General features: G+C 72.8%; 25 protein-coding genes. 17 read left to right on the forward strand and 8 right to left on the reverse strand.

Going from position 1 to position 25,364, the window contains the following annotated elements:
• Nucleotides 1–4: 4 nt before the first annotated feature.
• The 3 genes from P0Y31_RS06550 to P0Y31_RS06560 all read left to right on the forward strand — a co-directional run bounded on the left by P0Y31_RS06550 (nt 5) and on the right by P0Y31_RS06560 (nt 3,163).
• A complete protein-coding gene (locus tag P0Y31_RS06550) occupies nt 5–1,051 on the forward strand; it encodes a tRNA (adenine-N1)-methyltransferase (RefSeq protein WP_275867553.1) in 1,047 nt (348 codons plus the stop codon).
• Between the two features lie 64 nt (nt 1,052–1,115).
• Nucleotides 1,116–2,867: a proteasome ATPase gene (gene arc / locus P0Y31_RS06555; RefSeq protein WP_275867555.1), complete on the forward strand. Its 1,752-nt coding sequence runs from the start codon at nt 1,116–1,118 to the stop codon at nt 2,865–2,867.
• A 122-nt stretch (nt 2,868–2,989) separates the two neighbouring features.
• Nucleotides 2,990–3,163: a hypothetical protein gene (locus P0Y31_RS06560; RefSeq protein WP_275867557.1), complete on the forward strand. Its 174-nt coding sequence runs from the start codon at nt 2,990–2,992 to the stop codon at nt 3,161–3,163.
• On the opposite strand, the gene P0Y31_RS06565 is transcribed toward P0Y31_RS06560, so the two are convergent.
• The 3 genes from P0Y31_RS06565 to P0Y31_RS06575 are packed head-to-tail and all read right to left on the reverse strand — an operon-like array spanning nt 3,105 to nt 5,584.
• The gene (locus P0Y31_RS06565; protein WP_275867559.1) at nt 3,105–3,542 is read right to left on the reverse strand and encodes a DUF3054 domain-containing protein; all 438 of its coding nucleotides are present in this window, start codon (nt 3,540–3,542) and stop codon (nt 3,105–3,107) included. The genes P0Y31_RS06560 and P0Y31_RS06565 overlap by 59 nt on opposite strands.
• Nucleotides 3,539–4,528, reverse strand: coding sequence for a ribose-phosphate pyrophosphokinase (locus P0Y31_RS06570; RefSeq protein ID WP_275867561.1), 990 nt, complete (start codon nt 4,526–4,528; stop codon nt 3,539–3,541). The genes P0Y31_RS06565 and P0Y31_RS06570 overlap by 4 nt, the downstream gene beginning before the upstream one ends.
• Nucleotides 4,529–4,573: 45 nt before the next feature.
• Nucleotides 4,574–5,584 (reverse strand): alpha/beta hydrolase, encoded by a 1,011-nt coding sequence (locus tag P0Y31_RS06575; protein WP_275867563.1) that lies wholly within the window; start codon nt 5,582–5,584, stop codon nt 4,574–4,576.
• 119 nt (nt 5,585–5,703) lie between these two features.
• Between P0Y31_RS06575 and dop the strand changes: the two genes are divergently transcribed.
• The 4 genes from dop (at nt 5,704) to prcA (ending at nt 9,167) form a co-directional block, all read left to right on the forward strand.
• Nucleotides 5,704–7,221 (forward strand): depupylase/deamidase Dop, encoded by a 1,518-nt coding sequence (gene dop / locus P0Y31_RS06580; protein ID WP_275867564.1) that lies wholly within the window; start codon nt 5,704–5,706, stop codon nt 7,219–7,221.
• Nucleotides 7,222–7,315: 94 nt separating this feature from the next.
• Complete coding sequence (locus P0Y31_RS06585; protein WP_091760181.1) at nt 7,316–7,522, forward strand: ubiquitin-like protein Pup; 207 nt, start codon at nt 7,316–7,318, stop codon at nt 7,520–7,522.
• Complete coding sequence (prcB, locus tag P0Y31_RS06590) at nt 7,519–8,343, forward strand: proteasome subunit beta (RefSeq protein ID WP_275867566.1); 825 nt, start codon at nt 7,519–7,521, stop codon at nt 8,341–8,343. Before P0Y31_RS06585 ends, prcB begins: the two co-directional genes overlap by 4 nt.
• Entirely contained in the window at nt 8,340–9,167 is an 828-nt protein-coding gene (gene prcA / locus P0Y31_RS06595) for a proteasome subunit alpha (protein ID WP_275867568.1), read from the forward strand. The genes prcB and prcA overlap by 4 nt, the downstream gene beginning before the upstream one ends.
• Nucleotides 9,168–9,195: 28 nt before the next feature.
• On the opposite strand, the gene P0Y31_RS06600 is transcribed toward prcA, so the two are convergent.
• The 3 genes from P0Y31_RS06600 to P0Y31_RS06610 all read right to left on the reverse strand — a co-directional run bounded on the left by P0Y31_RS06600 (nt 9,196) and on the right by P0Y31_RS06610 (nt 12,870).
• Nucleotides 9,196–10,206: an NAD-dependent epimerase/dehydratase family protein gene (locus tag P0Y31_RS06600; protein WP_275867569.1), complete on the reverse strand. Its 1,011-nt coding sequence runs from the start codon at nt 10,204–10,206 to the stop codon at nt 9,196–9,198.
• A 61-nt stretch (nt 10,207–10,267) separates the two neighbouring features.
• On the reverse strand, nt 10,268–11,398 hold the full coding sequence (locus P0Y31_RS06605) for a hypothetical protein (RefSeq protein WP_275867571.1): 1,131 nt from the start codon (nt 11,396–11,398) through the stop codon (nt 10,268–10,270).
• Nucleotides 11,395–12,870 (reverse strand): hypothetical protein, encoded by a 1,476-nt coding sequence (locus tag P0Y31_RS06610; protein WP_275867573.1) that lies wholly within the window; start codon nt 12,868–12,870, stop codon nt 11,395–11,397. Before P0Y31_RS06610 ends, P0Y31_RS06605 begins: the two co-directional genes overlap by 4 nt.
• Nucleotides 12,871–12,945: 75 nt before the next feature.
• Here P0Y31_RS06610 and pafA point away from each other — a divergent pair, with 75 nt between their 5' ends.
• The 3 genes from pafA to P0Y31_RS06625 all read left to right on the forward strand — a co-directional run bounded on the left by pafA (nt 12,946) and on the right by P0Y31_RS06625 (nt 15,782).
• Entirely contained in the window at nt 12,946–14,313 is a 1,368-nt protein-coding gene (gene pafA / locus P0Y31_RS06615; protein ID WP_275807612.1) for a Pup--protein ligase, read from the forward strand.
• A gap of 76 nt (nt 14,314–14,389) precedes the next feature.
• On the forward strand, nt 14,390–15,349 hold the full coding sequence (locus P0Y31_RS06620; RefSeq protein ID WP_275867575.1) for an FKBP-type peptidyl-prolyl cis-trans isomerase: 960 nt from the start codon (nt 14,390–14,392) through the stop codon (nt 15,347–15,349).
• A gap of 46 nt (nt 15,350–15,395) precedes the next feature.
• Nucleotides 15,396–15,782: an FKBP-type peptidyl-prolyl cis-trans isomerase gene (locus P0Y31_RS06625; protein ID WP_275867576.1), complete on the forward strand. Its 387-nt coding sequence runs from the start codon at nt 15,396–15,398 to the stop codon at nt 15,780–15,782.
• A gap of 51 nt (nt 15,783–15,833) precedes the next feature.
• On the opposite strand, the gene P0Y31_RS06630 is transcribed toward P0Y31_RS06625, so the two are convergent.
• Nucleotides 15,834–16,943, reverse strand: coding sequence for a DUF3866 family protein (locus P0Y31_RS06630; RefSeq protein ID WP_275867578.1), 1,110 nt, complete (start codon nt 16,941–16,943; stop codon nt 15,834–15,836).
• 52 nt (nt 16,944–16,995) lie between these two features.
• Between P0Y31_RS06630 and P0Y31_RS06635 the strand changes: the two genes are divergently transcribed.
• From P0Y31_RS06635 to P0Y31_RS06665, 7 genes are read left to right on the forward strand one after another with little or no spacing between them, the layout of a single operon-like run.
• Nucleotides 16,996–18,021, forward strand: a complete 1,026-nt coding sequence (locus P0Y31_RS06635) for a WYL domain-containing protein (protein ID WP_275867580.1) — start codon at nt 16,996–16,998, stop codon at nt 18,019–18,021.
• On the forward strand, nt 18,018–19,034 hold the full coding sequence (locus P0Y31_RS06640) for a WYL domain-containing protein (protein WP_275867581.1): 1,017 nt from the start codon (nt 18,018–18,020) through the stop codon (nt 19,032–19,034). Before P0Y31_RS06635 ends, P0Y31_RS06640 begins: the two co-directional genes overlap by 4 nt.
• An 11-nt stretch (nt 19,035–19,045) precedes the next feature.
• Nucleotides 19,046–19,357: a hypothetical protein gene (locus tag P0Y31_RS06645; protein ID WP_275867583.1), complete on the forward strand. Its 312-nt coding sequence runs from the start codon at nt 19,046–19,048 to the stop codon at nt 19,355–19,357.
• Nucleotides 19,358–19,394: 37 nt separating this feature from the next.
• Nucleotides 19,395–19,718, forward strand: coding sequence for a Sec-independent protein translocase subunit TatA (gene tatA, locus P0Y31_RS06650; protein ID WP_275867585.1), 324 nt, complete (start codon nt 19,395–19,397; stop codon nt 19,716–19,718).
• Nucleotides 19,719–19,750: 32 nt separating this feature from the next.
• Nucleotides 19,751–20,560, forward strand: a complete 810-nt coding sequence (tatC, locus tag P0Y31_RS06655) for a twin-arginine translocase subunit TatC (protein ID WP_275867586.1) — start codon at nt 19,751–19,753, stop codon at nt 20,558–20,560.
• A gap of 11 nt (nt 20,561–20,571) precedes the next feature.
• Nucleotides 20,572–21,477 carry a diacylglycerol kinase gene (locus P0Y31_RS06660; protein WP_275867588.1) on the forward strand — a complete coding sequence of 302 codons (906 nt, stop codon included), beginning with the start codon at nt 20,572–20,574 and terminating at the stop codon, nt 21,475–21,477.
• A 29-nt stretch (nt 21,478–21,506) separates the two neighbouring features.
• Nucleotides 21,507–24,365: a DEAD/DEAH box helicase gene (locus tag P0Y31_RS06665; protein WP_275867589.1), complete on the forward strand. Its 2,859-nt coding sequence runs from the start codon at nt 21,507–21,509 to the stop codon at nt 24,363–24,365.
• Nucleotides 24,366–24,393: 28 nt separating this feature from the next.
• Here P0Y31_RS06665 and P0Y31_RS06670 read toward each other — a convergent pair whose 3' ends face one another.
• A complete protein-coding gene (locus tag P0Y31_RS06670) occupies nt 24,394–25,323 on the reverse strand; it encodes a 5'-3' exonuclease H3TH domain-containing protein (protein WP_275867591.1) in 930 nt (309 codons plus the stop codon).
• Nucleotides 25,324–25,364 lie beyond the last annotated feature (41 nt).

A 25,364-nucleotide genomic window follows, 5' to 3' on the forward strand; every position in this document is an offset into this window, starting at 1 on the left:
CGCCATGACCAGCGCCGAGCAGCCAGACACCTCCACCGGCCCGATCGGCGCCTCCCTGCGCCGGGGGCCCTTCGCGGTGGGGGAGCGGGTGCAGCTGACCGATCCCAAGGGCAGGCTGCACACCATCACCCTGGAGCCCGGCCGCGAGTTCCACACCCACCGCGGCCGCCTGGCGCACGACGACCTCATCGGCGCACCCGACGGCTCCGTGGTCAGGAACACGGCCGGCGTGGAGTACCTCGCCCTGCGTCCGCTGCTGTCGGACTACGTCATGTCGATGCCGCGCGGCGCCGCCGTCGTCTACCCCAAGGACGCCGGTCAGATCGTGACGATGGCCGACATCTTCCCCGGGGCCCGCGTCGTCGAGGCCGGGGTCGGCTCCGGCGCCCTGTCGATGTCGCTGCTCCGCGCCGTCGGCGAGCACGGCAGCCTGCACTCGTTCGAACGGCGGGAGGACTTCGCCGACATCGCCAGGGGCAACGCCCGGGCCTTCTTCGGGGTCGACCACCCCGCCTGGCAGGTCACCGTGGGCGACCTCGTCGAGGAGCTGCCGAAGGCGGTCGAGGACGGCACCGTCGACCGGGTCGTGCTCGACATGCTGGCGCCGTGGGAGTGCCTCGGGGCGGTCGCCGACGCGCTGCTGCCCGGTGGCGTGCTCATCTGCTACGTCGCCACCGCGACCCAGCTCTCCCGCGTGGCCGAGGCGATCCGCGACCACGGCGGCTTCACCGAGCCCGAGGCGTGGGAGTCGCTGGTGCGCGGCTGGCACCTCGAGGGCCTCGCGGTGCGGCCGCAGCACCGGATGCACGGCCACACCGGCTTCCTCATCACCACGCGCCGCCTCGCTCCCGGCGTCACGCCGCCCCTGCGCAAGCGGCGCCCGGCCAAGGGCGCGTACGGCGAGGAGGGCGCCGACACCACGGCCGACCACGAGGCGTTCGGCCAGACCGGTGAGTGGACGCCCGAGGACATCGGGGAGCGGACGCCCTCGGACAAGAAGGTCCGCCGGATCCGCCGATCTGTGACGCAAACCTCCGTGAACTCAGAGTAGTTCGGCGTTAGGGTCGGTTATCGGCCGCCGAGAGCGGTCGGACCTTCGACACGAGGGAGCCGACATGAGCGACAAGTCGAGCCACCGCGACCACTTCGACGACCACGCGGAGGAGCGCCGCCAGCAGCAGCTGCTCGCCGAGGAGGTGGCGGCCCTGCGCCAGCGGCTGGCCGACACCCCCGCCCGCTCCCGCGAGCTCGAGACCAAGGTGCTGCAGCTCCAGTCGAACCTCGCCACCATCTCGTCGCAGAACGAGCGCCTCGTGCGCACGCTCAAGGAGGCGCGCGAGCAGATCGTCACGCTCAAGAGCGAGGTCGACCGGCTGGCCCAGCCGCCGGCCGCCTACGGCATCGTGCTCGAGTCCTACGACGACGCCACCGTCGACATCCTGACCGGCGGCCGGAAGATGCACGTGGCGGTCAGCCCGGCGGTCGACCCGGGCGAGCTGTCCTCCGGCCGGGAGGTCCGCCTCAACGAGGCCATGAACGTGGTCGCCACCTGCGGCTTCGAGCGGGTCGGCGAGGTCGTCATGATCAAGGAGCTCCTCGACGACGACCGCGTCCTCGTCGTGGCCCACGCCGACGAGGAGCGCGTGGTGCGGATGGCCGAGTCCCTCGTCGGCGAGCCGATCCGGGTCGGCGACGCCCTGATGCTCGAGCCCCGTTCCGGCTTCGTCTACGAGCGGATCCCGAAGGCCGAGGTCTCCGAGCTCGTGCTCGAGGAGGTCCCCGACATCGACTACGAGGACATCGGTGGCCTGGCGGGCCAGATCGAGGCGATCCGCGACGCCGTCGAGCTGCCCTACCTGCACCCCGACCTGTTCCTCGAGCACAAGCTGAAGCCGCCGAAGGGCGTGCTGCTCTACGGCCCGCCAGGGTGCGGCAAGACGCTCATCGCGAAGGCGGTCGCGTCCTCGCTGGCCCGCAAGGTGGCCGAACGGGAGGGCAAGCCGGTCGGCAAGTCGTTCTTCCTGAACATCAAGGGCCCCGAGCTGCTCAACAAGTACGTCGGCGAGACCGAGCGGCACATCCGGCTCATCTTCCAGCGGGCCCGCGAGAAGGCGTCCGGCGGCACGCCCGTCGTGGTGTTCTTCGACGAGATGGACAGCCTGTTCCGCACCCGGGGCTCGGGCGTCTCCTCCGACGTCGAGACCACGATCGTGCCGCAGCTGCTCTCTGAGATCGACGGCGTCGAGCGCCTCGAGAACGTCATCGTCATCGGCGCCTCCAACCGCGAGGACATGATCGACCCAGCGATCCTGCGGCCCGGCCGCCTGGACGTGAAGATCAAGATCGAGCGCCCGGACGCCGAGAGCGCCCGCGACATCTTCACCAAGTACCTCGTGGCCGACCTGCCGCTGCACGAGCACGACCTCGCCGAGCACGGCGGCTCGCCGCAGGCGACGGTCGACGCCATGATCACAGCGGCCGTGGAGCGGATGTACTCCGAGATCGAGGAGAACCGCTTCCTCGAGGTGACGTACGCCAACGGCGACAAGGAGGTCCTCTACTTCAAGGACTTCAACAGTGGCGCGATGATCCAGAACATCGTCGACCGGGCGAAGAAGATGGCCATCAAGGACTTCCTCACCCAGGGCCAGCGCGGCATCCGCGTCGACCACCTGCTCGCGAGCTGTGTCGACGAGTTCAAGGAGAACGAGGACCTGCCCAACACCACGAACCCCGACGACTGGGCACGCATCTCCGGAAAGAAGGGCGAGCGGATCGTCTACATCCGCACGCTCATCACCGGCAAGTCCGGCACCGAGCCGGGGCGCTCGATCGACAACGTCGCCAACACCGGCCAGTACCTGTAGGTCGCCGGGCCACCTTCAGGTCGCCGGGCCCGGAGGGCGGGGGGCCACGGATTCCCCCGCACTCCGGTCAAGGAAGGGTAAGGACGCGGGCCGGGCGGCCCGCCGCGCCCTACGGTGGGGGCATGTTCCCTCGGTACGCCCTCTGCAACGGAGGCACTCGCGACGGCAAGCGGTACCCGCTGCACCGCGAGATCCGCCCGGGGTACGAGTTCACGTGGGACGGCTCCACCTACCGGGTCACCCGTCGAGTGGTGCAGACCGGCGCCGGCCCCATGTGGGTCGCGACCGCCGCCTGAGCACCGACCACCCGGCTCGCCAGCCCAGCAGCAGGGCCCCCAGCACCACCGTCGCCACGACCACGAAGGCGGGATCGGTCCCCGACCCGGTGGCCCTGCGCAGGAGCATGCCGCCGGTGACGGCCGCCAGCGCGACGGCTGCCCCCTCGATCGTCGTCGGGCGGACCGCACCGCCACGCGGCGCCGGCCAGTGGCCGCGCCAGGCGCGCACGACGAGCCAGCCCCCGCCGACTCCGGCGAGGAAGGGCCAGGCGGTGTCCAGCACACCCGCTGCCGTGACCCCCTCCGCGTGGCTCGAGCGGCCGGCGGAAGCGAAGAGCAGCACCGCCACCGTGTCGGCCGCCAGCGCCCCGACGACGGGGCGGGCACCCGCCCTCACGCGTGGACGGGGTCGAACAGCGTGGGCCGCGGCGGGGCGTGCGAGGGGTCCACGCCGTCGAAGAGGCTGCTGACCGACTCGCCGGCGTGGATCCGCGAGATCGCCTCGGCGAACAGCCCGGCGACGGAGCGGATCCTCAGCCCGGGCCAGCCCGTCGGCGCCGGAACCGTGTCGGTGGTGACGACCTCGCTGACCATGGGGTGGTCGCGGAGCCGCTCGACCGCCCGTCCCGCGAACAGGCCGTGGGTGCAGGCCACCGCCGCCTCGCGGCACCCCTGCTCTGCCAGCCGCTCGAGCAGCTCGACGATGGAGCCGCCCGTGGCGATCTCGTCGTCGAGCACGATCGCGCGCTTGCCGGCCACGTCGCCGACGATCGCGTCGATGACCACCCGGTCGTCGCCGAGGCGCTGCTTGCTGCCGGCGGCCACCGGCAGGCCGAGCAGCCTGGCGAACTGGGTCGCGGTCTTGGCGTTGCCGAGGTCCGGGGAGACCACCACGCAGTCGCGCAGGTCGCGGTCGCGGAAGTGCTCGGCCAGCACCCCGATGGCCGTCAGGTGGTCGACCGGCACCGAGAAGAACCCGTGGACCTGGGGCGCGTGCAGCGTCATCGTGAGCACCCGGTCGACCCCCGCGGTGCCCAGCATGTCGGCGACCAGCCGGCCACCGAGGGAGATCCGGGAGGCGTCCTTCTTGTCCGACCGCGCGTAGGCGTAGTGGGGGATGACCGCGGTGATCTGTGCCGCGGAGGCCCCGCGTGCCGCGTCGATCATCAGGAGCAGCTCCATGAGGTGGTCCTGCGTGGGCGGCACCAGCGGCTGCACGATGTACACGTCGCGCTGTCGGCAGTTGGCGAGCAGCTGGGCCTGGAGGCAGTCGTTGCTGAACCGGCTGGTCTGGGCGGGGGAGAGTGGCACCGACAGCTCCGCGCAGATGCGCGCCGCGAGCTCGCGGTGGGCGCTGCCGGAGAACACGACGATGTCGCGCATGGGTCGGACTCCTCGGGGCTAGGTGCCGCGCTGCTGACTGGCAGACTATCCGGACTGTCGCCCGCCGTCCTGCTCGGCGGCATACAGGTGGGATCGGAGCTCGTGCACCAGCTCCGCCCGGTGCTGGGCGCCGGCCGGCACCACCCCGGGGAACGACGCGAAGCCGTGGGGCACCCGTACGTAGTTGGTCGCCCTGACCTGCACCCCCGCCCGGCGCAGCGCGTCGGCGTAGCGAAGGCCGTCGTCGCGCAGCGGGTCGAGGTCCGCGGTCTGCACCAGCGCGGGCGGCAGGCCGCCGAGGTCGCCGAACAGCGGGGAGAGGGCAGGGTCGCGCAGGTCTGCGCCCTGCGCCACGTAGTGGGCCCGGAAGGCGAGGATGTTGGCCAGCGTCAGCACGGGGGCGTGGGCGTGCTCCTGGATCGACGGTGACGCGAGCGTGAGGTCCACCGCGGGGTACACCAGCGCCTGGTGGGCGATGCGAGGTCCACCGCCGCCGCGGCTCGCCAGTGCCACCACCGCCGCGAGGTTGCCACCGGCGCTGTCGCCGCAGACCGCGAGGCGCGAGGTGTCCGCCCGCAGCACCGGGCCCCGGTCGGCCACCCAGCGGGCCGCGTCGATGCAGTCGTGGGCCGCAGTGGGCGCCTTGTGCTCCGGTGCCATGCGGTAGTCGACGCTCACCACGACCGCCCGGACCTGCTGGGCCAGGTGGGTGCACAGCGGGTCGTACATCACGACGTTGCCCTGGACCCAGCCCCCGCCGTGGAAGAAGAGGACGACCGGGACGTCCGTCTCGGTGTCGCGCACCGCCCGCGGCCGGTAGACGCGCAGCGGCACCTCGTAGCCGTCGCGGGCCGTCGCGGTGCCGTAGGTGATCCCCACCCGGCGGTCGACCTGCCCGGTGGCCCAGGTGAAGGGCGGGTGCGCGGGGTAGCTGCGACCGCGCTGGGACTGGATCTCCTGGAGGCTGAGGCTCTCGACGGGCCTGCGCAGGAAGCGGTCGAGCACCGCGGTGAAGGCTGCGGTGAGGGGTGACATGGCACGGGGGGAGTGGCGCACGGGCACATCATGGCCACCGGGCACGGTGGTGGCGCGCGGTGGGTCCACGTGGGCTGCGTCACCACCTGTGCGGCACGCGGGGGAGGTGGCGCTTAGGGTGCTGCCATGGAGGTTGTCGCATGACCGTCCGCCGCGTGATGGGGATCGAGACCGAGTACGGGATCTCGGTGCCCGGGGACCCCGCGGCCAACCCGATGCTGCTCTCGGGGCAGGTGGTGCACGCCTACGCCTCGGCCCAGGGCATCCGGGCGGCGCACGCCTCCTGGGACTACGCCGACGAGGCGCCCCTGCGCGACGCGCGCGGCTTCGAGATGGGACGCGGCGTCGCCGACGCCAGCCAGCTCACCGACGAGGACGACCCGTCGCTGGCCAACGTCGTGCTGACCAACGGCTCACGACTCTACGTCGACCACGCCCACCCCGAGTACAGCTCGCCCGAGGTGACCTCGCCGCGGGCCGCCGTGGCCTGGGACCGGGCCGGCGAGCTGATCATGCGCGAGTCGGTGCGGCGCCTCTCACAGGTCCCTCCCGGGGTGAACCTCTACAAGAACAACACCGACGGCAAGGGCGCCTCGTACGGCACCCACGAGAACTACCTGATGCCCCGCGAGACGCCGTTCAGCGAGATCGTGCGCCACCTCATCCCCTTCTTCGTCGCCCGCCAGGTGGTGACCGGCTCCGGCCGGGTCGGCATCGGCCAGGACTCCCGGACGCCCGGGTTCCAGATCAGCCAGCGCAGCGACTTCTTCGAGGTCGAGGTCGGTCTCGAGACCACCCTGAAGCGGCCCATCGTCAACACCCGTGACGAGCCGCACGCCGTGGCCGACCTGTACCGGCGGCTCCACGTCATCATCGGCGACGCGAACCACTGCGACGTCGCCAACCTGCTCAAGCTCGGCACGACGTCGCTGGTCCTGGCGATGATCGAGGACCGGGCCATCGGCGAGGACCTCACCGTCAACCGCCCGGTGCACACCCTCCACCGGGTCAGCCACGACCCGACCTGCCGCGAGACCATCGAGCTGCGCGACGGCACCAGGCTGACCGCCGTGCAGCTGCTGTGGCGCTACCACGAGCTCGCCGAGAAGTGGCTCGAGGAGCGGTATGCCGGCGAGCTCGACGACGACACTGCGGAGGTCATGTGGTGGTGGGGGACCGTGCTCGACCGCCTCGAGCGCGACCCCATGGAGGCCGCCAGGGAGGTGGACTGGGTGGCCAAGCTCAAGGTGCTCCAGGGCTACATCGACCGCGACGGCCTCGAGTGGTCCGACCACCGGCTCAAGGCGGTCGACATCCAGTGGTCCGACGTCCGCCCGGACAAGGGGCTGTTCCACCGGCTGCGCGCCGCCGGGCACTTCGAGGAGCTCGTCGGCGACGACGAGGTGCTGCACGCGGTGCACGAGCCACCCGTGGACACCCGGGCCTACTTCCGGGGCAAGTGCCTGGAGAAGTACCCCGACCAGATCGCAGCCGCCTCCTGGGACTCGGTGATCTTCGACGTCCCCGGGCACACCTCGCTGCAGCGGGTGCCCATGCTCGAGCCGCTGCGCGGAACCCGTGCGACCGTCGGGCCGTTGCTCGACCGAAGTGCTGACGCCGCAGCCCTTCTTCGCGAGTTGGCCTCTGCATCGGGCTAGGGTCCGACTAGGTTGATCAGCAGCAGCGTCGTCAGCAGCGACACACACGCCCCCGCACGTGAGGGCGGGCGGGGCTGAGAGCGGAGGTCACGAGATGCCAAGCCAGGAGCAGAGCCGGCCGCAGCGGCGCGACGACGCGCCCGACGAGGCGCCCGAGCCCACCCCGGCATCGCCGGAGGCCAGCGCTCGCAAGGAGAACCTCGACAGCGACATCGACAGCGTGCTCGACGAGATCGACGGCGTCCTGGAGTCCAACGCCGAGGAGTTCGTGCGCGGGTTCGTCCAGAAGGGCGGCCAGTGAGCCTCGGACCCGACGCCGGGAGGCTCCCGGCGGCATACCTCGCCGCAGGCTCCTCCTCCTTCACCGAGTTCGTGGGGGCGCACGCCCCGCACCTGCTTCCCTCGCGACGACCGCTGCCCACCGGCAGTTTCGAGGCCCCGCACGGCACGACCATCGTCGCGGTGACCTTCGCCGGGGGCGTGGTCATGGCAGGAGACCGCCGCGCGACCATGGGCAACATCATCGCCAACCGCGACATGGAGAAGGTCTTCGCCGCCGACGAGTACTCGGCTGTCGGGATCGCGGGCACGGCGGGGATCGCCATCGAGCTCGTGAGGCTCTTCCAGGTCGAGCTCGAGCACTACGAGAAGATCGAGGGCGCGCTCATGTCTCTCGAGGGCAAGGCCAACCGGCTGGCCTCGATGATCCGCGCCAACCTCGGCATGGCCATGCAGGGCCTGTCGGTCGTGCCGCTGTTCGCGGGCTACGACCTCGAGCGCCCCGGGGGCCGGATCTTCTCCTACGACGTCACCGGCGGCTGCTACGAGGAGAAGGACCACCACAGCGTCGGTTCGGGCTCCCTCTTCGCCCGCGGCGCCCTGAAGAAGCTGTGGCGTCCCGGCCTGGGCGTCGACGAGGCGGTGGCCGTCGCGGTCGAGGCGATCTACGACGCCGCCGACGACGACTCGGCCACCGGCGGCCCGGACCTCAGCCGCCGCATCTGGCCCACCCTCGCGGTCGTCGACGAGGCGGGCGTGCGGTTCCTCCCGGACGACGACCTCCGAGGGGTCGTCGAGGGGGTCCTGGCCCGACGCGACGGCAACCCGGGAGGTGCGCGATGACGAGCATGCCGTTCTACGTCTCGCCCGAGCAGCTGATGAAGGACCGGGCCGACTACGCGCGCAAGGGCATCGCCCGCGGCCGGTCGGTGGTCGTGCTCGGTTACGACCGGGGGATCCTGTTCGTCGCCGAGAACCCCTCCCGGGCCCTGCACAAGGTCTCCGAGATCTACGACCGCATCGCCTTCGCGGCGGTCGGCAAGTACAACGAGTTCGAGAACCTGCGGGTCGCCGGTGTGCGGTACGCCGACCTGCGCGGCTACTCCTACGACCGGATCGACGTCACGGCGCGCGGGCTCGCCAACGCCTACGCGCAGACCCTCGGAACGGTGTTCACCCAGGAGTCCAAGCCCTACGAGGTCGAGATCGTCGTGGCCGAGGTCGGTCAGGGCCCCGACGACGACCAGATCTACCGACTGACCTACGACGGGTCCGTCGCCGACGAGCACGGCTTCGTGGCGATGGGCGGGGCCGGTGACGTCATCGAGGGTGCGCTCAAGGAGCGCTGGAGGCCGGGGATGAGCCTCGGGGCGGCGCTCACCCTCGCGGTGGAGCTGCTCGGCAAGGACCCGGCCGGCGGACACGACCGCACCCTGTCGCCCTCGCAGCTCGAGGTGGCCGTGCTCGACCGGGAGCGGCCGCGGCGCACGTTCCGGCGGATCGGGGGTGGGCTGCTCAGCAACCTGCTCAACCGCGACAGCAAGGTCCAGGACGCCCCCACCGTCGACGACGCCACGCCGGGTCACCACGACATCCTCACGGGGGAGACCCCGCGCGACGCCTCGACCAACCCGCAGACGCAGCGCCCGGACGCAGAGGGCTCCTGACCCTCGGGGGCCACCGCCCGTTGCGCCCCTACCGTGGGCCGCTCGCCCGCAGGGCAGCGAGGAGCTCCCGCTCGTCGGCGGGGGAGAGGCCTGCCTTGCGGACGCGACCCGGACCAGCCCGGAGCTCCCAGGCCAGGGTGTCGCGCATCGTGTCCTCGAGGGGGCGCGTGACGAGCCCGGCAGCTCGGGCGCGACTGGTGTCCCGGTGCATGAAGGCCTCCCAGCCGGGCGTGTTGACCCACAGGGGCAGCGACCGCTCGCCGGCCCACTCCTGGACGCCCCGGGCCGCGAGCCACCCGGGGTCCGTCGCCACCACCGGGCCGTCGTGGCCGGTCACCGACCGGGCGGTGGCCAGGTGCTGCTCGAGGGGAAGAACCGGCCCCGCCACATTCATCACGCCCGCAGTGCGGTGCCCCGCGGAGTCGACGAGCCAGGCCGCGAGGTCGCGCACGTCGATGAGCTGGGTGCTGAGCGCCGGGGAGTCGGGCACCAGCACCGCGTCGTCGTCGGTGGCGGGGCGGGCGAAGCGCAGCGGCCAGTAGCCGGTGCGGTCGGTGTGGTCGCCCGGGCCGCCGATGAGTCCGGAGCGGGCGACCAGCGCGCCGTCCGCGCCACGCGCCTGCAGCACGGCCTGCTCGCAGGCGACCTTGCCCTCGCCGTAGGTCTCGGCGGTGGCCTCTTCGCCGTCGAGGGCGGGCAGCAGGGCAGCAGACTCGTCCGCCCCGGGGGTGTCGTGCGCGGCGTAGACCGAGCACGAGGACACCAGGACCCAGGTGCCGGTCCGGGGCGAGAGCGCGGACAGGGCTGCGCGCACCTGCCCGGGCTGGCGGGCCAGGTCGACCACCGCGTCCCAGTCCCGGCCGGCGACCTCCTCGTAGGCACCGGGTCGGGTGCGGTCCGCCCGCACGAAGGCCGACCCCGCCGGTGCCGGCCCTGACTCTCCGCGAGCCAGGGCCGTCACGGCATGGCCTCGTTCCACCGCCGCCCGGACGACCTCGCTGCCGAGCCAGGCCGTCCCACCGAGCACCAGGATGTCCATGCCGGACACCGAACCAGCGCCCGGGAGCGGCTGTCGAGGCGTTTCGCTCTCGGCGCAGGGTTCAGCGCCGGGCGCCCACACCCTGCTTCTGCGCGGTGGCCTTCCCCTTCTGCTGCTCCTCGGCCTTCTTCGGCTCGTCGGCGGGCGCCGGGGCCTCGGCCTGCGGCTCGTCGCCGGGTGCCTGCGCCTCGGCCTGCGGCTCGTCGCCGGGTGCCTGCGCCTCGGCCTGCGGCTCGTCGCCGGGTGCCTGCGCCTCGGCCGCGACCTCGCCCACGAGGGACTCGGCCATCGACGCCCCGCCGAGGGTCGAGAGCATCTGCCGGACGTTGCTCAGCTGGGCGGTGATGCTGTCGCGGCGAGCCGTGGCCGCGGCGAGCTCGCGCTCGGAGTCGCGGCGGATGCGCTCGGCCTGCTCCCGTGCGGCGATGACGTACCCCTCGGCCTCCTCGCGGGCCGCGGTCACCAGGGCCTTGGCCTCGGCGCGCGCCTGCCTGAGCGCCTGCTCGGACTCCGCGGAGAGGCTCTGGGCGCGCTGCTGGGCGTCGCTGAGCGCCTGCTCCTGCTGGGCCATCTGCGCGGCGAACTCCTGGGCGGCCGTCTCCCGGCGCTGGCCTAGGGTGGACTCGAAGTCCGCGGCCGCCGCGGCTGCCCGGGCGCGCTGGCTCTCGTAGAAGGCCTCGCCCTCCTCGCGGCGCGCGGAGGCTTCGCGGTCGGCGTCGTCGAGGATGGTGTCGGCCTCCCGGCGCGCCTTCTCCACGACCAGCTTCGCCTCGGCGTCGGCCTTGGTGCGCACCTCCTCGGCGTAGCGGTCAGCCGCCGAGCGCGTCTCGTTGGCCCCGATGGTGGCGGCGCCGCGTAGCGTCTCGGCCTCGGCCGTGGCCGCCCGGCGCATCTCCTCGGCCTCCTCGTCGGCCAGCGCCAGGATCGTGCCGATCCGTTCGCCGAGGTCGGCGTAGGTCGGAGCGGCGGCTCTGCGGTGCTCGTCCTCGAGGGCGCTGAGGCGCTCGGCCTGGGCCGCGAGCTCCTCCCGCAGCCTGCCATTGGCCTGCTGCAGCTGGCTGGCCTCGATGGTGCGGTCGGCGGCCTCCTGGCGGGCCCCCACGAGCGCGTTCGAGAGCTCGTTGTGGCGCTTGTCGACCTCGGCGGGGTCGTAGCCGCGCAGGACGGTGCGGAAGGTGGGGGTCTGGCTCATCGTGGGTCCGTGCTCTCCTGGGATGTGGCGGTGGGGTCACTCGTGGTTGCGGTCGGGTTCTCGGAGGGCACCGCGAGGGCCTCGATGACCCCCGACAGGTGCCCGAGCTGCTGGGTGATGTCCTCGCGGCGTGCAGCGAGGACGGCGACCTCGGCCCGGGCCCGCTCGAGCATCGCGCGTGCTTCGACCCGGACGCGGTCGGCGTCGGCACGGGCCTCGTCGGTGACGCGCATGAGCTCCGCCCGGGCCGCCTGGCTGGTGGCGTGGGCCTCGCGCTGCAGGCGCTCGACCTCGTCGGCGGTGCGCTGGCGCACCAGTCGGGCGCCCCGCTCGGCCTCCTCCAGCCGGCGGCCGGCCCGGTGCGCAGCTGCCTGCTCCTGCTCGCGGGCGCCGGCGAGGACGCGGTCGGCCTCCTCCTGCGCCTGTCGGACCGTGCGCTCGGCAGCGGTCTCGGCGGAGACCAGCACCGCCTCCGCCTGGGCGCGCAGCCGCTCCGACTCGGCCCTGGCGACCTCGAGCCCGGTGCGGGCCCGGTGCGCCGCCCGGGCGAGCGCACTCTGGATCGTCTGGCGCCGGGCGCGGGCCCGTGCCGTGAGCTCACGGTGCAGCTCCATGCGCTTGCGAGCCGCCTCGGACTCCGCCTCGGCGACGATGCGCGCCACGGTCGCCGAAGCCCAGTCGAGCTGGCCGGCGGCCTCGGCGAGGAGCCGCTGGGCCTCCGCCTGCGCCGCGTCCACCACGGATGCGGCGTGCTTGGCCGCGTGGTCCCGGGTCACCTCGGCCCCCGCCGCCGCCTCCTGCGAGACCTGCTCCGCGAGGGCCAGCGACCGGGCGCGCTCCTGTTCGGCCTCCTCCCGCAGGGACGTCGCCACTGCTGCCGCCTCGCGGACCACCCGTTCCGCCTCGGCGTCCGCAGCGTCGAGGCGGCGGGCCTCCTCGGCCTCGAGGGCCTCGAGGCGGCGGGCGTGTTCGGCGTCTCGCGCGGCGGCCAGCTCCCGTGCGGTGGCGAGGGCAGCGTCGTGGTCGGCGCGGGCTGCCTCCGCCAGCTCGGCTGCCTGGGCCGCGGCAGCGCTGCGGAGGCGGTCGGCCTCGTCCCTTGCTGTCGCGACGGCGTCCTCGCTGGTGCGGGTGGCGCGCTCGGTGAGGAGGGCGGCCTGCTCGGCGGCGTCGCCGAGCAGGCTCTCGGCATCGGCCCGGGCCTCGGCCAGGGTCGCCGCGGCCCTCACGTGAGCGTGCTCGGCGTCGGCGTGGAGGCGGGCAGCCTCGTCGTGCAGGCGCTGGGCGTCGCTGCGGAGCGCCTCGGCCTCGGACCGGGCGTCCGCCAGCACCCGGTCGGACTCGTGCCGCATCGCATCGGCGTAGGCCTGGGCCCGCTCGAGGATCGACTGGGTGTGCCGGGTCACGTCGCCGACCCCGCCGGGGGAGGACGGGGGCGCCGCCTGCTGCTCGGGGGAGACAGCGACATCACGCATGGGCGACATGCTCTCAGATGCCGGGACCTGCCTCGTACCACACCTCCGCGGGGCCCACCGGCCTAGAGTGGCTGCATGGAGCGCCGGATCTTCGGTATCGAGAACGAGTACGGCATCACCTGCACCTTCGACGGGCAGCGCCGGCTCACGCCCGACGAGGTTGCGCGGTACCTGTTCCGGAAGGTGGTCTCCTGGGGCCGCTCGTCCAACGTCTTCCTCTCGAACGGCTCGCGGCTCTACCTCGACGTCGGGTCGCACCCGGAGTACGCGACCCCGGAGTGCGACCACGTCCGCCAGCTCGTGATCCACGACAAGGCCGGGGAGCGCATCCTCGAGGGCCTGGTCGCCGACGCCCAGGAGCGACTGGTCGAGGAGGGGGTGCAGGGCGAGATCTACGTCTTCAAGAACAACACCGACTCGGCCGGCAACTCCTACGGCTGCCACGAGAACTACCTGGTGGGCCGCGCCGGTGAGTTCCAGCAGCTCTCGGACGTGCTCATCCCGTTCCTCGTCAGCCGGCAGATCACGTGCGGCGCCGGCAAGGTGGTCACGACGTCAAAGGGCGCCACCTACTGCGTCAGCCAGCGGGCGGACCACATCTGGGAGGGCGTCTCCTCGGCGACCACCCGCTCGCGCCCCATCATCAACACCCGTGACGAGCCGCACGCCGACGCCGAGCGCTACCGGCGGCTGCACGTCATCGTGGGCGACTCCAACATGAGCGAGACGACCACCATGCTCAAGGTCGGCTCGTGCGACCTGGTCCTGCGCATGATCGAGGCCGGCGTGGTCATGCGCGACCTCACCCTGGAGAACCCGATCCGGGCCATTCGCGAGATGAGCCACGACATGACCGGCCGCAAGACGGTGCGCCTGCACAACGGTCGCGAGCTGTCCGCACTGCAGATCCAGGGGGAGTACCTCGAACGGGCCCAGGCGTTCGCCGACCGGGAGGGCCTCGAGGACCCGATCCACAAGCAGGTTCTCGACCTGTGGGAGCGCACGCTCACCGCCGTCGAGACCGGCAACCTGTCGATGGTCGACACCGAGATCGACTGGGTCATCAAGCACCGCCTCATCACCAGCTACGCCGAGAAGCACGGCCTGCCGCTGGAACACCCCCGCATCGCCCAGCTCGACCTCGCCTACCACGACATCAACCGCAGGCGGGGGCTGTTCTACCTGCTGCAGAAGCACGGCCGGGCTGCGCGGGTCTGCACCGACCCCGAGGTCTTCGAGGCCAAGACCCGGCCACCCCAGACGACCCGCGCGAAGCTGCGCGGCGACTTCATCCGGGCGGCGCAGGAGCACCGGCGCGACTTCACGGTCGACTGGGTGCACCTGAAGCTCAACGACCAGGCCCAGCGCACGGTGCTCTGCAAGGACCCGTTCGCCGCGGTGGACGCCCGGGTGGACCGCCTCATCGAGGGCATGGGCGGCTAGACCGTCGGAACCCCCGTCCCGCCGCAGCAGTTATGGTGGACGTTCCCGTGCTCCATCGTCCACCGAAAGATCCCTCGTGCTGAAACGACGTACCCGCACCCTGTCCACCGCCGCCCTCGCGGCGGTCGTTGCCGTCGGCGGCCTCAGCGCCTGTGGTGACGGCAAGGACGAGGCCAAGCCCACCGCCCTCGACCAGACCACGGTCTCGGGCGGCAGCGCGAGCGAGGCCCCCAAGGTCGAGGTCAAGCCCAAGCCGCTGTCGGTGACCGAGACCCAGACGCGGGTCCTGAAGGAGGGCGACGGCCCCGTCGTCAAGGGCTCCGAGATCGTGAGCCTGAAGTACGTCCTGCTCAACGGCAAGGACGGCAGCCAGCTCGACACGAACTTCGGCAAGCAGAACCTGGGCCTCAACCTCGGCGACCAGAACCTGCTCCCCGGCATCAAAAAGGGCGTGACCAACCAGAAGGTCGGCTCCCGACTGCTGGTCGCGATGCCGCCCAAGGACGCCTTCGGCGAGCAGGGCAACGCCGACATCAAGGTCGCGAAGGACGACACGGTGGTCTTCCTGTTCGACGTCGTCTCGGCCACGACCCCGCTCAAGAGCGCCAAGGGCAAGGCGGTGAACCCGCCGAAGGACCTGCCGACCGCCAAGGTCGAGGAGGGCAAGCCGGCCACCATCACGATCCCGAAGGGCCAGGAGCCGCCGAAGGACACCGTCTCCCAGGTGCTCATCGAGGGCGAGGGCAAGAAGGTCGAGGCCGGCCAGACCATCCGCGTCAGCTACACGGGCGCGCTGTGGAAGGACGGCAAGAACTTCGACAGCAGCGCCAACAGCCCCGACGGCTACTTCGAGACGGTCATCGGGCAGAAGCAGGTCATCACGGCCTGGGACACCCAGCTCGTCGGAAAGCCGGTCGGCAGCCGCGTGCTGCTGGTCGTGCCCCCCAAGGACGGCTACGGCGCCGCCGGGTCACCCCCCAAGATCAGCGGCACCGACACCCTGGTGTTCGTGGTCGACATCCTCGCGGCCTACTGACCGGCCGCCATCCCACCTGAGCAACCCCACCACCGAGAGGAACCCCATGGGCTTCGACCCGAACACCACCAAGCCGGAGATCGACTTCCCGGGCGACGAGGCCCCCAGCCAGCTCGTCGTCGAGGACCTCAAGGAGGGTGACGGCGCCGAGGCCGGGGCCGGCGACACCATCAAGGCGCACTACGTCGGCGTCGCCCACTCCACCGGCGAGGAGTTCGACGCCTCCTGGAACCGCGGCGCCCCGCTGGAGTTCCGGCTCGGCGTCGGCCAGGTCATCCGCGGGTGGGACGAGGGCATCGCCGGCATGCGCGTCGGCGGACGCCGCCGGCTCACCATCCCCGCCGACATGGCCTACGGCGACCGCGGCGCGGGCAACGTGATCAAGCCCGGCGAGACGCTGATCTTCGTGGTCGACCTGGTCGACGTGGCCTGAGCCGACCCCTCCCTGCTCCAGCCTGGGCCGCCCCGCGACGCGCGGGGCGGCTCAGCGCGTCTGCGACGGAGCCGCCTGCACGGCGTACCGGCCGGCCGCGGCCGCGGCAATGAAAGCGGCGCGGTCCTCGTCCAGGCCGCGCCCCATGGTCGACAGGCGCGTCGGTGCAGCCCGCAGTGCCGCGTCGAGGCCATCCAAGGCGACCTCCACCGCACTGAGCCTGCCGCCGCTGACCTCGCAGAGCTCGCGCACCTGGTCCCGCACGAGGTCGCCGATCTCCCCGTCGAGGGCCGGCACCGGCACCGTCGCGGGCACCAGCGCCACGCGTCCGTATGCCGTGCGGCTGTGGTGCGAGACGCCGCGGTGGCGCGGGCGCGCGTCGCCTTCCGAGACGCGCAGGGAGGCGATCGGGCGGCCGCCGAGCACGTGCGCGGCGTTGAGGGCCTCGCCGGCGGCCACGCCGGAGTAGCCCCAGGTGGTTCCGGTGCCCACGTTGCCCGGGCCCTGGGCGACGACGACGACGTCGGCGCGCAGGACGTGGACGGCGGCGAGCAGGCCGCTGTGCACCGTGACCGCCTCGTGGTCGCCGCCGAAGGCCTGGCCGACCGTGATGGTGCCGGCCAGCCAGTGCGCGGCGCGCAGGGTGGAGACCGTGCGGGAGAACGCCGCCGGCAGGGCGCCGCCGTCGGTCATGACGTAGACGACGCGGGCGCCCGGGTCGTCGGCGCGCACGCCGGCCACGACCGCCGGCAGGGCGGAGTGCAGGTCGGCGACCACCACCGGCACGCCCCCGAGGTCGTCGGCGTGCTCGAGGACCCCGTGGTGGGGGCTCTCCTGCTCGTCGACGGCGAGGAACATCTGCTGCTGGGGCGTGTAGCGCGCCTTGACGATGTGCCCGGGACCGGGGCGGGGATCGGGGGGCAGGCGGTCGGGCACCGCGACGACGAAGGCGAGCCCGCCGGTGCCCAGGCCGCGCAGCAGCGCCGACGCGTTGAGCAGCACCCGGTCACCCGGGTGCGGGTCGCCGACCATGGCGGTGTAGGCCAACGCCTTGACGGGGCCGGAGGCGCCCGCCGCTCCCTCGAGGCGCACGGCATACACCGCCGCCCCGGACCACCGCTGGAGCTCGCGTTCGACCGTCCCGGCGCGCCACTGCATCACGACGGGCAGACTATCCACGACGCCCGCCCCGCCGTCGGGTAGCGTCGGGCGGGTGAGCGCCCCCGGAGGACCTGCCGCCAAGACGGAGCGGCTCCTCAACCTCGTCCTCTGCCTGCTCTACACCCGCAGGCCCCTGACGAAGTCCACGATCCGCACGATGGTGCCTCAGTACGGCGCCGCCGCCTCCGACGAGGCCTTCGACCGGATGTTCGAGCGCGACAAGGACGAGCTGCGCGAGCTCGGCATCCCGCTCGTCACCGAGGAGACGAGCACGATCTGGGAGGACGAGACCGGCTACCGGATCGACCAGCGCGAGTACGCGCTGCCGGAGATCTCCTTCGAACCCGACGAGCTGGCCGTCCTCGGCCTGGCCAGCCGCACGTGGGCGCACGCGTCGCTGGCCGGGCCGGCCGCCCAGGCCCTGCGCAAGCTCAAGGCCTCCGGCATCGAGCGCGACAGCGAGTCGCTCATCGGCATCGAGCCGCGGCTGCGCACGACCGAGCCCGCCTTCGACGACGTCAAGAACGCCGTGGTGAGGCGGCGACAGGTCGAGTTCGACTACCGCACCGCCGGCGAGGGGCAGACGCGCCAGCGGCACGTGCAGCCCTGGGGCCTGGCCTCCTGGCACGGGCGCTGGTACCTCACCGGTCACGACCTCGACCGCGACGCGCCGCGCGTCTTCCGGCTCTCGCGCATCAGCGGCCCCGTGCGGGTCAAGGGCCCGGCGAAGGCCTTCGAGGTGCCGGCGGACCACCGGCCGCGGGACATGATCCGCACCACCGTCGGCGAGCAGCGCCCCCAGCAGGCGCGGCTGCGGGTGCGCGACGGCCGCGGCCTGTCGCTGCGGCGGCGCGCCACCGCAGCCACCGACGCCGGGGACGGCTGGTGCGAGCTGGAGGTCGAGCTCACCGACGCCGAGGCGTTCGCCGACGAGGTCACCGGTTACGGACCCGACGTGGTCGTCATCGAGCCTGCCGAGGTCCGCGAGGCGGTGGTGCGACGCCTCACCGGCGCGGCCCGGGCCCACCTGCCGGCCGGCGCAGCGCACAGCAGCGCCCTCGTGGGGGAGGACGCGTGAGCGGGGGACAGGGCACGAGGCGCACCGCCGAGTCGGCCACCGACCGGCTCTCCCGGCTGCTGACGATGGTGCCGTGGCTGGTCAACCGGCAGGGCATCGACCTCGCCGAGGCGGCCGCCGGGCTCGGCGTCACCGAGCGCCAGCTCGAGGACGACCTGCAGCTGCTCTTCATGTGTGGCTACGGACAGATGCCCGACGAGCTCATCGACGCCCAGTGGGAGGGCGGGCGGGTCTTCGTCTCCAACGCCGACACCATCGCCCGGCCACTGCGGCTCGGGGTCGACGAGGCGCTCACGCTGATGGTGGGGCTGCGCGCGCTCGCCGCGGTGCCCGGCATCGGCGAGCGTGACGCGATCGAGCGGGCCCTGGCCAAGCTGGAGCAGGCCACCGGGGCCAGCGCGGACGCCGCCGCGCGGGTCGACGTCGCCATCGACGAGGGCGTCGCCGCCGAGCTGCTCGCCGACGCCCGGCGCGCGCTCGAGGAGCGCCGCCGCGTGCACCTGCGCTACCTGGTGCCCAGCCGCGACGAGGCCACCGAGCGCGACGTCGACCCCATGCGCGTCGTCAACCTCGACGCCCACTGGTACCTCGAGGGATGGTGCCACCGCGCCCAGGACACCCGGCTGTTCCGCATGGACCGCATCGAGCGCCTCGAGGTGCTCGACCAGGACGGCACGCCCCCGGAGCAGGCCCAGCTGCGCGACCTCGACGCCGGCACGTTCAGCGCCCGGCCCGACGACCTGCTCGTCAGCCTGCGCCTGCTGCCCGGGGCCACCTGGGTGAGCGACTACTACCCGGTCGAGTCCGTGGAGGCGCACGACGACGGCTCGCAGACGGTCGGCCTGCGCACGAGCGACACCGCCTGGCTGCGCCGGCTGCTGTGGCGCCTCGGCGGTCGCGGTGTCGTCCTCTCCCCGCCCGGGGTCGCCGAGGAGGTGCGCCACGGAGCGGAAGCCGCGCTCGCGGCATACCGGGAGGGCACCGAGGTGCCCACCGCAGGCGACGGCGGGTAGGGTCGTCGCCCGTGTGGTGGTGGGTGCTGATCTGGACGCTCCTGGTGGTGATCGCCGGGGTGTACCTCGTCGCGCGCCTGTGGGGCCTGTGGGGCCAGGTCAAGGAGCTCGCCGCCGAGACCGAGCGGGCCAGCTCGACCCTCGCCGCCCTCGAGGCGCAGGTCGAGCGGCTGGGGGAGCCCGCGCCGCCCGTACCGCTCGCCGTGTTCCAGGACCCCCGCGACCTGCGCCACCACAGGGCCACCACCCGGGCCGAGCTGCGCGCCCAGCGCACGGCCCGCCGGGCGGAGCGGCTCCCGCTCTGGGCCCGCGACGTAGACTGACAGCCGTTAGCCCCACCGCCATCGAAAGGCGCCTGACATGCCCAACCTCGGTCCCACCGAGCTCATCATCATCGCGGTCGTCGTCGTCCTGCTCTTCGGCTGGAAGAAGCTGCCCGATGCCGCCCGCAGCCTGGGCCGCTCGATGCGTATCTTCAAGTCCGAGGTGTCGGAGATGAAGAACGACGGCAAGTCCGCCGCCAGCTCCGACACCGTCCGCGGGGAGACCGTCCGCGAGGACGCGCCGCGCAAGGACAACCAGCCCGGCAGTGCGGGCACCACCCCGGGCCACCCCAGCCCCGGGACCACCACCCCCGGGTCCACCGGTTCCACCGGCACGGGCACGTCCGGCCCCATCTCCTGACCGCCCACCCCGCAGGCACCGACAGCACCCACATGGCAGCGTTCCGCCGTCCCCGCAACCCCGAGGGGCGGATGTCACTGGGAGACCACCTGCGCGAGCTGCGCCGGCGGCTGTTCATCTCCGCGCTCGCCCTCGTGGCCGGTGCCGTGGTGGGCTGGATCTACTACGACGAGGTCTACCAGCAGCTCGCCTCGCCGTTCTACGCCTACAAGGAGGCCAGCGGCAACGAGCTGGTGAGCCTGAACTTCAGCAACGCCACCGCGGCGTTCTCGCAGCAGGTCAGCATCTCCATCTTCGTCGGGCTGCTGCTGTCGAGCCCGGTGTGGCTCTACCAGCTGTGGGCCTTCATCGTCCCGGGCCTGACGAAGAAGGAGAAGCGGGTCTCGCTGGCCTTCGTCGCGGCCATCGTCCCGCTGTTCCTCGCGGGCTGCTGGATGGCCTACGTGACGATGCCCAAGGCCCTGACCCTGCTCTACGGCTTCACCCCCGAGGGCGCCTCCAACATCCAGCAGACGTCCGACTACTTCGGCTTCGTCACCCGGTTCATCGTGGTGTTCGGCCTGGCCTTCCTGCTGCCGGTCTTCCTCGTCGCCCTCAACGTCGCCCACGTCATCTCCGCGCGCGGGATGCTGCGCACCTGGCGCCCGGCCGTGTTCGTCATCTTCGTCTTCGCGGCAGTGGCCACGCCGACGCCCGACCCGTTCACGATGTTCCTGCTGGCGGCCCCGCTGACGGTGCTCTACTTCGCGGCCATCGGCGTCGCCTTCCTCATCGACCGCCGGCGCGAGAAGGCCAAGCCCGAGTGGGCCGAGCTTCCTGACGACCAGGCCTCGACGCTGTAGCGTTCGCGTCCGTGGGCAAGCGCATCGGCCTGGTGGTCAACCCCACCTCGGGCAAGAACCGTGGGGGAGCCCTCGGCCTCGAGGTGGCCCACCGCCTGCGGGCCCGGGGCCACGAGGTGCTCGACCTCTCCGACGAGACGGCGGCAGCGGCCCGCGACCGGGCCATCGGCGCCATCGCCCAGGGCATCGACGTGCTGGCTGTCGTGGGGGGCGACGGCATGGTCCACCTCGGTGTCAACCTGTGCGCCGACACCAAGACGCCGCTGGCCATCATCGCGGCCGGCACCGGCAACGACGTCGCGCGGGGGCTGGGGCTGCCCGTGCACGACCCCATCGCCGCGACCGATGTCGTCGGCACCGGCATACCGCGCCAGATCGACGTGGTGCGGCACGTCGACTCGCGCGGCGAGGTGCGGTGGTACGCCGGCGTGCTCGGCGCCGGCTTCGACTCGCTGGTCAACGAGCGCGCCAACACGTGGCCGTGGCCCAAGGGGCGGATGCGCTACAACCTGGCCATCGCCCGCGAGCTGCCCGGCTTCCGGGCGATCCCGTATGCCGTGACCGTCGACGGGGTGCGCCACGAGACCGCCGCGATGCTGGTCACCGTCGGCAACGGGCCCTCCTACGGGGGCGGCATGCGGGTCTGCCCGGACGCCTCTTTCGACGACGGCCTCCTCGACGTCATGGTGCTCCACGACATCAGCACCCTGGAGTTCCTCAGGGTGTTCCCGACCGTGTTCAAGGGCACCCACGTCAACCACCCCGCCGTGGAGGTCCTGCGTGGCCGCGAGGTCACCCTCGAGGCCGAGGGGATCATGGCGTACGCCGACGGGGAGCGGTTCGCCCCGCTGCCGCTGACCCTGGAGGTCGTGCCCGCGGCGCTCACGGTCATGGTGCCGGCCGTGGCGCGTGGGTGAGGGGACCGGCGCTGGCATAGCCTGACGGCATGTCCACCCCTGCCGAGCGCTACGCCGCCGCAGCGAGGCGGGGCCAGCGGGAGCGCAGCCACCTCGGTGCCTTCCTCTCCGGCCTCGACTTCCCCCTCGACGACTTCCAGCTGAAGGCATGCGAGGCGGTGGAGGAGGGCAGGGGCGTGCTCGTCGCCGCGCCCACCGGCGCCGGCAAGACGATCGTCGGCGAGTTCGCGGTCCACCTTGCGCTGGCCACCGGGCGCAAGGCGTTCTACACCACGCCCATCAAGGCGCTGTCGAACCAGAAGTACAACGACCTCGTGCGCGTCCACGGCGCCGCCAAGGTCGGCCTGCTGACAGGCGACTCCTCGGTCAACGGCGAGGCTCCCGTGGTCGTCATGACCACCGAGGTGCTGCGCAACATGATGTATGCCGGGTCCGCGACCCTGCGCGGCCTCGGCTTCGTGGTCATGGACGAGGTGCACTACCTCGCCGACCGCTTCCGCGGCGCCGTCTGGGAGGAGGTCATCATCCACCTGCCGGAGGACGTCCAGGTGGTCTCGCTGTCGGCCACCGTCAGCAACGCCGAGGAGTTCGGCGACTGGCTGGCGGAGGTGCGCGGCAACCACGAGGTGATCGTCTCCGAGCACCGGCCGGTGCCGCTCTGGCAACACGTCATGGTCGGGCAGACGATGCACGACCTCTTCGTCGACGAGACCTCGGCGCCCACCGCCTCCCTCGACGCGACCCGCGTCAACCCCGACCTGTTGGCCGCCGTGCGCCACGTGGAGCAGCGGAGAGGGTTCGACGACCGGGGCTTCGGGGGCGCCGGTGGAGGGCGCGGGCGGTCCAGCGGGTCGCGGGGGCGGGCGCCCCGGGGCCCCGGCGGAGGTCCCGGCGGCCGCGGGATGGCCAGGGGCGCCGTGCCCGCCGGGGGAGGACCCCGTGGCGGCGGGTGGCCCGGTGGCGGGGCCACCCGGGCCGAGGTGGTGGCCCGGCTCGACCGTGAGGGCCTGCTGCCGGCCATCACCTTCATCTTCAGCCGGGTCGGCTGCGACGCCGCGGTGCGCCAGCTGCTGCTCGACGGGATGCGCCTGATCCCCGAGAAGGAGGGGGAGCGGATCCGGCGCCTGGTCGAGCAGCGCGTGCAGGGCCTGCTGGACGAGGACCTGGCCGTGCTGGGTTACTGGGACTTCGTCGAGGGGCTGACGCGGGGCTTCGCCGCCCACCATGCCGGCATGCTGCCGACCTTCCGCGAGGTCGTCGAGGAGCTGTTCACCGCCGGGCGCATCAAGGCCGTCTTCGCCACCGAGACCCTGGCACTCGGCATCAACATGCCGGCGCGCACCGTGGTGCTCGAGAAGCTCGTGAAGTTCAACGGCGAGACGCACGCCGACGTGACGCCGGCCGAGTACACCCAGCTCACCGGTCGCGCCGGCAGGCGGGGCATCGACGTCGAGGGCCACGCCGTCGTGCTGTGGAACCGCGGGATGGACGTGCTGGCCCTCGCCGGCCTGGCCTCGACGCGCACCTACCCGCTGCGCTCCAGCTTCCGCCCGACCTACAACATGGCGGTCAACCTCGTGGCGCAGGTGGGGCGGGAGGTGGCGCGCGAGATCCTCGAGACGTCGTTCGCCCAGTTCCAGGCCGACCGCGCCGTGGTGGGCCTGGCCCGCGCCGTGCGGCGCAACGAGGAGGGGCTGGAGGGCTACGCCGAGGCCATGGAGTGCCACCTCGGCGACTTCAGTGAGTATGCGGCGCTGCGCAACGAGATCAGGCAGGTCGAGAAGGAGGGGGCCAAGGCCCGCGCCGCGAGCAAGCGCGCCGAGGCCGCCCTGAGCCTGGAGGCCCTGCGGGTCGGTGACGTCATCCGCATCCCCGCCGGCCGCCGCGCCGGGTATGCCGTGGTGGTGCAGCCCAGCCGCTCCTACCGCGGCGAGCCAGCGTCGCCGACGGTGCTCACCGAGGACAAGCAGATCCGCAAGCTCACGCTGGTCGACGTGCCGGTGCCGGTCGAGGCGCTGACCCGGGTGAAGGTGCCCTCGCACTTCAACGCCAAGAGCCCCAAGGCGCGGCGCGACCTGGCGACGACGCTGCGGATCGCGGTGCCCCACGAGCCGCCGCCGCGCAAGCAGGCCCGCGAGGCCGCGGAGGGGGACGAGGGCCGTGTCGCCGAGCTGCGACGCCGGATGAAGGCGCACCCCTGCCACCAGTGCCCCGACCGGGAGGAGCACGCCCGCTGGGCGGAGCGCTGGTGGCGGCTCAAGCGGGAGACCGTCGGTCTGCAGCGCAAGGTCGAGGGCCGCACCAACTCGGTGGCCAAGACGTTCGACCGCATCTGCACGCTGCTCTCGGAGATGGGCTACCTGTCCCCCCAGGGCGACAGCGTCACCCCGCAGGGCGAGCACCTGCGCCGGCTGTACACCGAGAAGGACCTGCTGGCGGCGGAGTGCCTGCGGCTCGGCCTGTGGAAGCGGCTCGACCCGGCCGAGCTGGCCGCGGTGGTCTCCACGCTGGTGCACGAGCCCCGCCGCGACGAGGTCGACCCGAACCCGGTGCTCCCCACCGACGCCGTTGCCGAGGCCGTCGGTGCGATGGTGCGGCTGTGGGGCGACCTCGAGGACCGGGAGAGGGACCTCGGGCTCCCGCTGACCGGCGACCCCGACGCGGGGATGGCGTGGATGATGCACCGCTGGGCCAGTGGCCAGCGCCTCGAGGCCGTGCTGCGCGGACAGGACATGGCTGCAGGCGACTTCGTACGGCGGTGCAAGCAGGTCGTCGACCTGCTCGACCAGATCGGTGACGCCGCGCCGGAGCCTGCCCTGCGCGCCACCGCCCGCAAGGCGACCGACGCGGTCATGCGCGGCGTGGTGGCTGCCGACCGCCTCGACTGAGAGCGCGCCCTCGAGCCGGCGCGAGGGCTCAGATGATGTCGAGCGCGGTCAGCACGCGCGTGAACGAGCTGGTCAGGCCGTAGTCCTCGGCGAGCCGTCCCAAGAGGTCCGGGTCGGCGACCTGGGTCGGCAGGGCGCCGTCGTGCTCGGGCACGGGCGCGTCGTGGGCGACCCTGACGACGAGGGGGGCCACCTCCAGGTACGGCAGCGCTGCCTCGAGCCGCGCCCGCTGGGCGCCCTTGATCGCCGGGTCGCCACCCTCGACGGCCGCGCGGAGTGCGGCGAGGTCGCCGTAGCGCTCGATCAGCTTGGCCGCCGTCTTCTCGCCGATCCCGGCGACCCCCGGCAGGCCGTCGCTGGTGTCGCCGCGCAGGGCGGCCATGTCGGCGTAGGCGCTCCCGGAGGCCACGGCATACTTCGCCGCCAGGAACGCCTGGTCGACGAGGTCGGGGTCGCGCACCCCGCCGCGTGCCGTGTAGACGACCCGCACGCCGTGGGCGTCGTCGACGAGCTGGAAGAGGTCGCGGTCGCCGGTGACGACGTCGACGGGCATGCCCCCGCGGTGGCGGTGGACGAGGGTGCCGATCACGTCGTCGGCCTCGTAGCCGTCCGCACCGACCCGCGCGATGCCGACGGCCTGCAGCGCGTCGCGGATCACCGGCACCTGCGGCGAGAGGTCCTCCGGGACCTGCTCCGACTCGAGGGAGCCGTCCGCGAGCCGGTGCGCCTTGTACGTGGGAATGGCGTCGACGCGGAACTTCGGCCGCCAGTCGTTGTCCCAGCACGCGACGAGGTGCGTCGGCTGGTAGGTCGTGACGAGGGACGCGACCATGTCGAGGAACCCGCGCACGGCGTTGGTCGGGGGCCCGGCCTGGTCCCTGCGCTGGTCCGGCACGCCGAAGAACGCGCGGAAGTAGAGGCTGGCGGAGTCCAGGAGCATGAGGCGGCCGTCGGTCATGGGCCCATGCTCCCACCCCGGGGCGGCCCGCCTCAGTAGGG

The sequence above is a fragment of the Knoellia sp. 3-2P3 genome (assembly GCF_029223115.1).
Classification (GTDB): Bacteria; Actinomycetota; Actinomycetes; order Actinomycetales; family Dermatophilaceae; genus Pedococcus_A.

Coding starts and splice junctions, on each gene's coding strand:
- pafA (WP_275807612.1), top strand. CDS start 12,946: ATGGAGCGCCGGATCTTCGGTATCGAGAACGAGTACGGCATCACCTGC.
- tatC (WP_275867586.1), top strand. CDS start 19,751: ATGGCAGCGTTCCGCCGTCCCCGCAACCCCGAGGGGCGGATGTCACTG.
- P0Y31_RS06625 (WP_275867576.1), top strand. CDS start 15,396: ATGGGCTTCGACCCGAACACCACCAAGCCGGAGATCGACTTCCCGGGC.
- prcA (WP_275867568.1), top strand. CDS start 8,340: ATGACGAGCATGCCGTTCTACGTCTCGCCCGAGCAGCTGATGAAGGAC.
- tatA (WP_275867585.1), top strand. CDS start 19,395: ATGCCCAACCTCGGTCCCACCGAGCTCATCATCATCGCGGTCGTCGTC.
- P0Y31_RS06585 (WP_091760181.1), top strand. CDS start 7,316: ATGCCAAGCCAGGAGCAGAGCCGGCCGCAGCGGCGCGACGACGCGCCC.
- arc (WP_275867555.1), top strand. CDS start 1,116: ATGAGCGACAAGTCGAGCCACCGCGACCACTTCGACGACCACGCGGAG.
- P0Y31_RS06560 (WP_275867557.1), top strand. CDS start 2,990: ATGTTCCCTCGGTACGCCCTCTGCAACGGAGGCACTCGCGACGGCAAG.
- P0Y31_RS06570 (WP_275867561.1), bottom strand. CDS start 4,528: ATGCGCGACATCGTCGTGTTCTCCGGCAGCGCCCACCGCGAGCTCGCG.
- P0Y31_RS06605 (WP_275867571.1), bottom strand. CDS start 11,398: ATGAGCCAGACCCCCACCTTCCGCACCGTCCTGCGCGGCTACGACCCC.
- P0Y31_RS06550 (WP_275867553.1), top strand. CDS start 5: ATGACCAGCGCCGAGCAGCCAGACACCTCCACCGGCCCGATCGGCGCC.
- P0Y31_RS06670 (WP_275867591.1), bottom strand. CDS start 25,323: ATGACCGACGGCCGCCTCATGCTCCTGGACTCCGCCAGCCTCTACTTC.
- P0Y31_RS06610 (WP_275867573.1), bottom strand. CDS start 12,870: ATGCGTGATGTCGCTGTCTCCCCCGAGCAGCAGGCGGCGCCCCCGTCC.
- P0Y31_RS06665 (WP_275867589.1), top strand. CDS start 21,507: ATGTCCACCCCTGCCGAGCGCTACGCCGCCGCAGCGAGGCGGGGCCAG.
- dop (WP_275867564.1), top strand. CDS start 5,704: ATGACCGTCCGCCGCGTGATGGGGATCGAGACCGAGTACGGGATCTCG.
- P0Y31_RS06600 (WP_275867569.1), bottom strand. CDS start 10,206: ATGGACATCCTGGTGCTCGGTGGGACGGCCTGGCTCGGCAGCGAGGTC.